Genomic DNA, 9,140 nt, shown 5'->3' with positions numbered 1-9,140 from the left:
CTGCGCCCATGGTTCAGCTATCCAACTGGCGGCTGAGGATGGTGGCGAACTCGTCCGAGAACGCCTCGTAGGTGCCGATGATACGGTCGCTGTCGGCGCTGAACTTGTTGTAGAAGATCACCGCCGGAATGGCGGCGAGCAGGCCCATGCCGGTGGCCAGAAGCGCCTCGGCGATGCCGGGGGCCACGACGGCAAGGTTGGTGTTCTGCTGGGCCGCGATTTCGATGAAGGCGTTCATGATGCCGAAGACAGTGCCGAAAAGGCCGATGAAAGGCGCGGTAGAGCCGATCGTGGCCAGCACCGGCAGACCCTTTTGCAGACGTTCCGCCTGTTTGGCGATGGCCACATCCATGCTGCGGTCGATCCGGGCGGTGGCCCCGGGAATAAGCCCGCCGTCATCGCGATGCGATCGGCGCCATTCGCTCATTCCGGCGGCGAAGATTCCTTCGGCGGCGCCATCGGGATCGGGGCCGATGCTGTCAAAAAGACCGTCCAACGGCTCCCCCGACCAGAAAGATTGATCGAAAGCCGCCGCCTCACGCCGGGCGGAGCGATATTGCGCGAATTTCTGCAGGATGATCGCCCACGACCAGAAGGACGCGCCGACCAGCATGAGCATGACCAGTTTGACCGTTACCGTCGCCCGTGCGAACAACCCCCACAAGGAGAAATCGATCCCCTGCGCCAGTGCCAGCGTCTCTGCTTCCATCGAACCTGCTCTTTATTCTGCCCTGCCGGGCGCATTGCCTCTCGCGCCCGTTCACCGGGGCTTCATTTGGCGCGAAACTATCCCAGCGCAACCGTGATTGCCAGAATTATGCTGTATCCCGGGGTGAACCGGTGGACATTAAGCGAAGTTTCGCTGGCAGACGCGCAGGTCGGCCCGCAGGCCCGATGCAGACAACGGTCACGAGCGCCTCGAAAATCGGGGTAGCCTCGCGCAGGACCGTCTGGCGCATGACCATCCGCGCGGGAGAGAGCGATTCAAGCGTCGTGCGCACGGTCAGCACATCGTCGAAACGGGCCACGGCGATGTAATCCGCCTCGACCCGGCGCACCGCAAAAACGATACCCTCGGCCTTCATGGCCAGTTGATCGATGCCGAGATCACGCACCCAGTCGCTGCGCGCGCGTTCGATATAGCGCAGGTAGTTCGCGTAATAGACGATACCGGCCATGTCGGTGTCTTCGTAGTAGACCCGGATCTGTTTTTCATGTGGCTCGTTCATTCGCCCCCTCCTGGCTGCCGCGAAACCGGGATCCCGGCAAAGGCATAATCATGTCTTATTCTTGCCGCAAAGCTTAACCAAAATGAGACCAAGACGTAACTACTCCTTCCTTACCCACGGTTTAACGGAATGCTCGGCCAAGAACAGATCGCAATTGTCACGATGGACGCCTCCGGCGTGATCAGGCATATCAACCGGCCTGCGCTTTCCCTGTTCAACCAATCCGCCGCCCCGCTGGGTGATTTTCATATCGAAAGCATCATCGATTTCGGTGAAACGCCACTGGCGGAGCGGGTGGCCGCCTGCGCGGACGAAGCCATTTCTTCCGAGGTGCGAGGCATCAAGCCCTGCGGCGGGCGCTTCGACATGAATATCCAGATGGAATGCTGCCGCAGCGGCGTGATCATCATGTGCGAGGAGAAGAACGCCGAACTCGACATGAGCGACCCGGAACTCCTGCGCCGGCTGAGCCATGTGATCGAAAGTGCGCAACTGGGAACATATGAGATCGACCTGCGCGGAGGCACCTCCACCGTTTGCGAACACTGGCTGAAGCAGATGGGCTACAAGGCCCAGCCCGAAGATCCGCACCGCGCCTTCGAACGCCGTGTGCATCCCGAAGACCGGGCAATCGTGCGCAACGCGCTAGGCGACTGTATCGCGGGCCGTGCCCAGCGGACGGAGATCGAATTCCGGATCCGGCGCGTCGGTGAATGTGACTGGCGCTGGATGCGCTCCAACGCGACGGTCATCCGCCACGACGCCGATGGCACCCCGCTTACCCTGATGGGCGTGCAATGCGACATCACTGAAAAGAAGCTGGCCCAGGCCGAGCTGCAACAAAGCGAACACCGCTTCCGCGCCGCGATGGAACGTTCCCCGATCGGCATGGCGCTGTCCACGATGGATGGCAAATGGCTGGACGTGAACCCGGCGCTCTGCGAATTCCTCGGCTATCCGCGCGAGGAGTTGATGCGAAAGGGCTTCCGGCAGGTCACGCTGGTCCGTGACCGCGAAGCGACGATCCAGTCGGCCCGCGAACTGGTCCGCTCCGGCCAGAACAGCATGACGATCGAAAAGAAGTACCTCCACGCGAGCGGCGAATTGCTGACCGGGCAGCTAAGCCTGACGGTGGTGCGAGACGATATGGGTGCGCCGCAGATGTTCCTTTCCCAGATCGTGGACATCACCGAGGCCCGCAAGCTCGACTTCATGAAGAGCGAATTCATTTCCACCGTGAACCACGAGCTGCGGACCCCGGTCACATCGATATTGGGCGCCCTTTCCCTGCTGGAAGGGCTCTACACCGGGGCACCCGCGTCAAAGGAAACCGCGCTCATCGCCATCGCGCAGCGGAACGGGCTGCGTCTGAAGAACCTGCTGAACGACATTCTGCAAGTCAGCTCCCTGACCAGCGGCAGCAGCATCAAGGAGAAGATTCCCGTATCCCTCAAGGAAGCGGTGGATCAGGCGCAGGAGGCGGCACGGGATCAGGCTGCCGAATTCGATGTGAAGATCGAAGCACCTTTGATGGATCCCGCGCTGAAGTGTGTGACCGATCCCGACATGCTGTCGCAGGTGCTGCGCATCCTTCTGTCCAATGCGACGAAGTTCTCTGACCCCAAATCGGTGGTGACGGTAGAGATCTCCGCCATGGGGGCCTACAACCGGGTGACGATCTCCAACAAGGGGCGTCCGATCCCGCATAACTTCCGCAAGGTGATCTTCCAGTCCTTCGTCCAGTCGGACAAGACGGACACGCGGCGGCGCGAAGGCAGCGGGCTGGGGCTGAGCATCGCCAAGAAGATCCTCGACCAGCTAGACGGGCGAATCGATTATCACAGCGATGAGACCGGAACGAGCTTCTGGTTCGACCTGCCGGCGCATGGATCGAACGTCGTGCGGATGGCGGGGTAGCGGCCCCTCAGACCGGTCGCGTCAGCCGCGCCGCAAGGCGTAGCGCGTGCGCGGGATCCTGCGCGCAAACCGGCATCACCGGATCATAGGCCGCCCGCACCAGCACGGCGATGTCGGGGCGCAGCACCGTCGTTTCGCCTGTCGCCACCTTCAGCGGCGAACGGTCGGTAAAGGCCCTGTCGGACCACAGCAGAATGGACTGGACCGCCTGTGACAGCGCCAGCGTCTGGGCGGGCACGGCCTGCAGGTTTTCGTCCATCCGGATGAAGACGAAACAGGCCTTGATCGCCCCCTGCGGATCGAAACGGTAAAGCCGGTACTGGTTGGCCAGCGCCTCCGAAAGCCGGGCCACGAGGTCATCCAGTTCCGGCACCAGCCGGTCCATGCCTGGCACCTCCGGCAGTTCGGCCCAGTCCCGGAAGAAGAAGAACATCAGGTTGCTGCCCAGTTCGGCGTCCATCTCCGTCATCTCGTGCCCGGCGAGCGCGCAGACCCCCTGCACCGCCTCGCGCACAACGGCGAGCGTTTCATCCTGAACGCCAAAGACGATGGGCGCGATGGCCCGCCCCCAGCGGGCGAAGAGATAGCTGCCATCGCTGCGGGTGAAGAGGCTTTCGACCTCTTCGGGGGTCAGTGTGGCGGGGGTATCGGTATCGGCGTTCATGAAAAAAGGTCCGACTGGCCGCGCGGGGGCGTCATGCCCAGATGGCTCCACGCCCGCTGCGCCAGCATCCGGCCGCGCGGCGTGCGCTGGATGAGCCCCTGTTGCAGCAGATAGGGCTCGATCACCTCTTCGAGCGCGTCGCGGCTTTCGCTCAGCGCCGCGGAAAGGGTTTCGATGCCCACCGGGCCGCCCTGATAGCTTTCGCCAATGAGCCGGAGGTAGCGCCGGTCCGCCCCGTCGAGGCCGATGCCGTCGACACCCAGCCGCGTCAGCGCCATGTCCGCCAGTTCCCGGGTAACGCGCCCGTCGCCCTCGACCACGGCGAAATCCACGACCCGGCGCAGCAGCCGGCCCGCGATGCGCGGCGTGCCGCGCGCACGGCGCGCGATCTCCCTCGCGCCGCCCTCGTCGGCGGGGGCGCCCAGCTTGCGGGCGTTGCGGTCAACGATGACGAAAAGCTCATCCTCGGTGTAGAATTCCAGCCGGGTCGGGATGCCGAAACGGTCGCGCAGCGGTGTGGTCAGAAGCCCCATCCGCGTGGTGGCGCCTACCAGCGTGAAGGGCTGCAATTCGATCCGGACGGTGCGCGCCGCAGGCCCTTCACCGATCACGAGGTCCAGCTCGAAATCCTCCAGCGCGGGGTAGAGCACTTCCTCCACCACGGGATTGAGGCGGTGAATTTCGTCGATGAATAGCACGTCGCGCGCTTCGAGGTTGGTCAGGATCGCGGCAAGATCACCAGCCTTGGCCAGCACCGGGCCGGAGGTCATGCGGAAACCCACGCCAAGCTCGCGCGCCATGATCTGCGCCAGCGTGGTCTTGCCCAGCCCCGGCGGGCCGTGGAACAGCGTGTGATCCATCGCCTCGCCCCGCTGCCGGGCGGACTGGATGAAAACACGCAGATTGGCGCGGGCCTCGGCCTGACCCACGAATTCATCGAGCATCTGCGGCCGCAGCGCCCGGTCAGGATCATCGGGCATCGGTTCGGCCCGGAGGGTAGGATCGGCTTCTGTCATGAGTTCAGCCCATAACGGATGGTATGAAGACGGTCCATCCATGTGCGTTCAAGGCGTATGACGTCTTCGGGGGGCATGTCAGGCGAAACACGCTCCAGAATGGAGAAGCGGAAGTTCACCGGATCCCTGCGGCTCAGTTCGGCGGTCACGCCCGTATCGCGCGCAACGTGGGTCTGCCACCGACCCAGCAGGTTGGTTTCGCCATAGGCGGAACCCACGTACCGCGCACCATCGCTTTCATCGACGATCAGGTATATCCCGCGCCATTCCCGTAACCGGGCAGCGGCGGACGGACCCAGCACGCGCAGTTCGACGCCGTTGAACGTGGCTTCCCGCCAATCGCCCACCGGCGTGTCGAAAATATCTTCGCGCGAAAGCGCCACGACCTGCGGATCGAGCGTTTCCGCCAATCGGATATAAGCCCGGGTCCGCGTGGGGTTGATGACCAGTCGCCCGGAAAACTCGCTCATCTCCTGCCGACGATGCAGGCGGAAAAAATCACGGTCGGTATGGTTGCGGTGGTCCAGTCCGTAGTCTGTGAGCAGGCGCATGACGGTCGGTTCCCGCGCCAGTTCCTCGGCGGAGAGCCTCCCGCAGTTCTCCACGTCATACAAAGCCGCGAAAACGCAGGTTCCGTCTGCCATTCCGACAAAACTCGCAACATGGGGTCGGCCGGAAAGGGTACGGCCACCGGGCGCGCTGTGAATGTGCTGGTATCCGTCGAAAGCGAGGGGGTTGCGCATGAAGATATCCCCGAGTTTCGCGCGCAATTCCCGCTCCCGCGGGGTATGAAGCATGATGGTACAGCGTCTCGGTTCAAATCCGGCTTCTAGCAGTAGCTGGTTGAACCGGATCGGCATCGCCTCAGCCCTTCGGCGCGAGCAGTTTCAACGCTGCGCGGATCAGGGTGGGCGTATCCGCATCGGGCAGATCGCCTGCGGCCTGCGCCACGGCGCCTGCGGCATCGCCGGGCGCATAGCCCAGGTTGCCCAGTGCGGACAGTGCTTCGGCCTGCGCGGAGACGGTGGTATCGGGCACGCGGGGGGCGGTTTCAATCACCGCGTCGTCCCCGGCTGCCCCGGTGCCCGGGCGGGCGGGCGTTGTGCCGGTCGCATCGGCCAATGTGGTCCCCATCGCCATGACGGCGTGGGCCTTGTCCTTCAGGTCCAGCACCACGCGCTGCGCGATCTTGGGGCCGATGCCCTTGGCGGCCTTGATGGCGTTCCAGTCGCCCAGTGCCACGGCGCGGCTGACGCCGTCGGGCCCCAGCGCCCCGAGGATGGAAAGCGACGCCTTGGCGCCCACCCCCTGCACGGAGGTCAGCAGGCGGTGCCATTCCTTTTCCGCCAGCGTGCGGAACCCGAAGAGCTGCATCAGGTCTTCGCGCACCACCAGATCGGTATAGAGCGCCACATGTTCGCCCACCCCCGGCAGGGCCGCGAGCGTCCGTTCCGAACAATGTACGATGTAGCCGACGCCCCCGGTGTCGATCAGCACATGATCCGGCGCGCGCAGGTCGATCCGGCCCGTGATCTTGCCGATCATGCCCGGGCCGCCCGCGCCACGGCGAGCGACAGCGCATCGATCCCGCCCTGATGGGCGTGGCAGATCGCGATGGCGAGCGCATCGGCCGCATCCGGCCCTTCGATCACGACACCGGGCAGCTGCATTCGCACCATATGGGCCACCTGCCCCTTGTCCGCATGGCCGACGCCGACGACCGTCTTCTTGATCTGGTTGGGGGCATATTCGCCGATGCTCAGCCCCGCCTGCGCGGGTACCAGCATGGCGATGCCACGGGCCTGCCCGAGCTTCAGCGTACCGGCCCCGTCCTTGTTCACGAAAGTCTGTTCCACCGCCGCGCTCTGCGGGCGATAGGTCGCCAGCACGCGGGTCAGCTGCGCATGAAGCGACAGCAGCCGAAGCGCCAGTGTCTCCCCGTCCGATGTGCAGACGCCGTTTGCCACATGCGCGATGCGGCTACCGGCGACGTCGATCACGCCCCAGCCCATGTTGCGCAAGCCCGGATCGATTCCGATCACACGTATCACAGCACTCACCCCTGCCCGATTCATCTTTGTCTGTTGTTTTTTTGTTGCACTAGCACGAAAGGCGAACATCCGCCAAGAAATTCGGTCCTTGTCCAGACGCGACATCCAAGGCGTCGCTTTGAGGACACGGTTCCTGAAACCGCCACACCGAAGACTGAAAACGACACATTCATCACCCCAATTTACCCTTTGATAACCTTCGGTTAGCGCCTATTCGACCTATGCAAAACGCGCAGAGCACACATGCAAATCTGGCGATTGCGGCGGGCAATCCGGCAGCCTAACTCGGCCGCAGAAGCCGGACGGTCCGGCCTCATATCTATGGAAGGACGGCTCGCATGGCTGCACTCGATACCACCCGCACCACCTACGGCACAGCGTCGGCCGTAAACCGTACAATTGTTTTCCTGACCGATCTGGTCGCTTCGTTCGTTTCCTGGAACGACTCCCGCGTGACCCGCAAGGCGCTGTCCTCGCTGTCGGACCGTGAGCTTGAGGACATCGGCCTGATCCGTGGCGATATCGATTACGTCGCCAACTCCTACCTCATCCGCTGACATCGACCCTCTACCGGGCCGGGAAAGCCGCGCTTCCGCAACCGGAGCGCGGCTTTTTTCATGGCACCCGCAAAATTGCCGGACCGCCGCGCGCCCCGGGCGGGCTATCGCAGCACCGGGCCGGTAAAGCCGGCTATTGCATCGGTCAGCGGATCGATCTGCAAGACCCATGCGCCCGCGCGTTCCAGCGGATTGCCCGCCTGCAGGTTCGCGAGGCGTTCGTTGTAGGTGACGGGGCCGATGGCGGCGAGGATGAAGGCTTTGAACACGAAAAATCCGACGGTCAGCAGCCCCAGCCCCCGCAAAGGAAAGGCAACGCGCGCGCGCCGCGGCCTGACCACGATAAGCCCGTCGCTTCGTACACTGGCGACATAACCATTCGACATCCGGGCGTGCTTTTCGCTCAGCAGGGTCAGGCGTTCGTTAAACTTGTCATGACTCTGGATCATGGCAGCCTCCGTGAACTCTCGGCCCCCACCGTTCGTCAAGGAAAACCATACAAATCAATTATGGCATTTTCGGGGCAACTGCTCCAATTTTGCCATAAATGGTGCTGAATTAAGGCGACTTCTGCATCGTCAGCGTCGTCCAGTCACCAATGCTCTCTCGGTGTACCGGATTGATGCCGAAACCGGCATAAACGGAAATCACCTCGTCCGCCTGCTCGTTCAGGATGCCCGACAGAATCGCGTATCCGCCCGAATCAATCGCGCCGGCCATATCCTCGGCCAAAGCGATCAGCGGACCTTTCAGAATGTTGGCGAACACCAGATCGAAAGGGGCTGCGGCGGCAAGCTCCGGATGGTCGAAGCCCGCGGCCTCGATGCAGTGCACCCGCCCTTCGAGATCATTCGCCTTCACATTGGCCCGCGCCACATCCACCGCCACGGCGTCGATATCGCTGGCCTGCACCGGTGCGTCCCACAGCCGGGCGGCGGCCATGGCCAGCACCGCCGTGCCGCAGCCCACGTCGACCACGCTGCGCCCGGCAAAGCCGTCGTCGGCCAGCCGGTCGAGCGCGCGCAGACAACCCAGCGTCGTGCCATGGTGACCGGTGCCAAAGGCCATGGACGCCTCGATCAGCAGCGCGATGCGGTTGCCTTCGGGCAGTTTGTCCGCGTCATGGCTGCCATAGACGAAGAAGCGCCCCGCCTCGACCGGGGCAAGCTCCCGCCGGACATGGGCCACCCAATCGGTTTCGGGCAGTTCCGAGACCGCGAAATCCCCTGCCCCCTTGGCCGCTGCCAGCAGGGCAAGGCTGGCGGTATCCGGCGCCTCTTCGAAATAGCCGCCCACTTCCCACAGGCCCGATCCGTCCTCCATCTCGAAGACACCGACGCCGGTGGGCGCGGGCTCCAGCCGTTCGAGCGCATCGCCCAGCGCATAGGCGGCCTCTCGGCCCGGCACGGTGGTCAGCGCGGTAAAGGTGGGCATCAGCGTCTCCGGTATCTGTCGGGATTGGGATAGGGGCGCGGATAGTCCGGATCCGGCACAGGGGCAAGCGTGACCCCCAGCCGCTGGACGAAGACCCAGCCCCAGACCGCCGCCACCAGCCCGGCGACGGCCCCCGCCAGCGCCTGCCCGTAGATGACCCCCGGCGCGCCGAAGAGCGCCCCCAGCATCACCGCCGCAGGCCAGCTCAACGCGCCGTCCTTGATCCAGTTCACCAATGTGGACCACCCGGGCCGCCCGAGGTTGTTGAAGGC

Annotated in this window: 11 protein-coding genes and 1 pseudogene; 2 read left to right on the top strand and 10 right to left on the bottom strand. The window is 63.9% G+C overall.

What is annotated here, in order from left to right; all coding sequences use genetic code 11:
• Positions 1-13: 13 nt before the first annotated feature.
• Together tolQ and ybgC are read right to left on the bottom strand one after the other, a co-directional pair.
• On the bottom strand, positions 14-709 hold the full coding sequence (gene tolQ / locus A3728_RS21420) for a protein TolQ (RefSeq protein WP_067928595.1): 696 nt from the start codon (positions 707-709) through the stop codon (positions 14-16).
• Between the two features lie 106 nt (positions 710-815).
• Complete coding sequence (ybgC, locus tag A3728_RS21415; RefSeq protein WP_067928591.1) at positions 816-1,229, bottom strand: tol-pal system-associated acyl-CoA thioesterase; 414 nt, start codon at positions 1,227-1,229, stop codon at positions 816-818.
• A 129-nt stretch (positions 1,230-1,358) separates the two neighbouring features.
• Here ybgC and A3728_RS21410 point away from each other — a divergent pair, with 129 nt between their 5' ends.
• The gene (locus A3728_RS21410) at positions 1,359-3,146 is read left to right on the top strand and encodes a PAS domain-containing sensor histidine kinase (RefSeq protein WP_067928588.1); all 1,788 of its coding nucleotides are present in this window, start codon (positions 1,359-1,361) and stop codon (positions 3,144-3,146) included.
• Positions 3,147-3,153: 7 nt separating this feature from the next.
• Here A3728_RS21410 and A3728_RS21405 read toward each other — a convergent pair whose 3' ends face one another.
• From A3728_RS21405 to ruvC, 5 genes are all read right to left on the bottom strand, one after another.
• Positions 3,154-3,810: a hypothetical protein gene (locus A3728_RS21405; protein WP_067928584.1), complete on the bottom strand. Its 657-nt coding sequence runs from the start codon at positions 3,808-3,810 to the stop codon at positions 3,154-3,156.
• A complete protein-coding gene (ruvB, locus tag A3728_RS21400) occupies positions 3,807-4,826 on the bottom strand; it encodes a Holliday junction branch migration DNA helicase RuvB (protein ID WP_067928580.1) in 1,020 nt (339 codons plus the stop codon). The genes A3728_RS21405 and ruvB overlap by 4 nt, the downstream gene beginning before the upstream one ends.
• Positions 4,823-5,623, bottom strand: a complete 801-nt coding sequence (locus tag A3728_RS21395) for a GIY-YIG nuclease family protein (RefSeq protein WP_150122069.1) — start codon at positions 5,621-5,623, stop codon at positions 4,823-4,825. Before A3728_RS21395 ends, ruvB begins: the two co-directional genes overlap by 4 nt.
• Before the next feature lie 67 nt (positions 5,624-5,690).
• The gene (gene ruvA, locus A3728_RS21390; RefSeq protein ID WP_067928573.1) at positions 5,691-6,371 is read right to left on the bottom strand and encodes a Holliday junction branch migration protein RuvA; all 681 of its coding nucleotides are present in this window, start codon (positions 6,369-6,371) and stop codon (positions 5,691-5,693) included.
• Positions 6,368-6,874 carry a crossover junction endodeoxyribonuclease RuvC gene (gene ruvC / locus A3728_RS21385; protein ID WP_150120944.1) on the bottom strand — a complete coding sequence of 169 codons (507 nt, stop codon included), beginning with the start codon at positions 6,872-6,874 and terminating at the stop codon, positions 6,368-6,370. The genes ruvA and ruvC overlap by 4 nt, the downstream gene beginning before the upstream one ends.
• 341 nt (positions 6,875-7,215) lie before the next feature.
• On the opposite strand from ruvC, the gene A3728_RS21380 reads away from it, so the two are divergent.
• Positions 7,216-7,434, top strand: coding sequence for a DUF1127 domain-containing protein (locus tag A3728_RS21380; protein WP_067928569.1), 219 nt, complete (start codon positions 7,216-7,218; stop codon positions 7,432-7,434).
• A gap of 104 nt (positions 7,435-7,538) precedes the next feature.
• On the opposite strand, the gene A3728_RS21375 is transcribed toward A3728_RS21380, so the two are convergent.
• From A3728_RS21375 to A3728_RS23350, 3 genes and pseudogenes are all read right to left on the bottom strand, one after another.
• Positions 7,539-7,883: a hypothetical protein gene (locus tag A3728_RS21375; RefSeq protein ID WP_067928564.1), complete on the bottom strand. Its 345-nt coding sequence runs from the start codon at positions 7,881-7,883 to the stop codon at positions 7,539-7,541.
• A gap of 109 nt (positions 7,884-7,992) precedes the next feature.
• Positions 7,993-8,868: a 50S ribosomal protein L11 methyltransferase gene (locus tag A3728_RS21370; RefSeq protein WP_067928561.1), complete on the bottom strand. Its 876-nt coding sequence runs from the start codon at positions 8,866-8,868 to the stop codon at positions 7,993-7,995.
• Positions 8,868-9,140: pseudogene (locus A3728_RS23350) on the bottom strand (MATE family efflux transporter); the annotation flags it as partial. The pseudogene A3728_RS23350 and the gene A3728_RS21370, both read right to left, overlap by 1 nt.

The organism is Sulfitobacter sp. HI0040 (assembly GCF_001634885.1).
Lineage (GTDB): Bacteria > Pseudomonadota > Alphaproteobacteria > Rhodobacterales > Rhodobacteraceae > Sulfitobacter.
The sequence above is the reverse complement of the archived record's forward strand: the minus strand, read 5'-3'. Positions and strand labels throughout refer to the sequence as shown.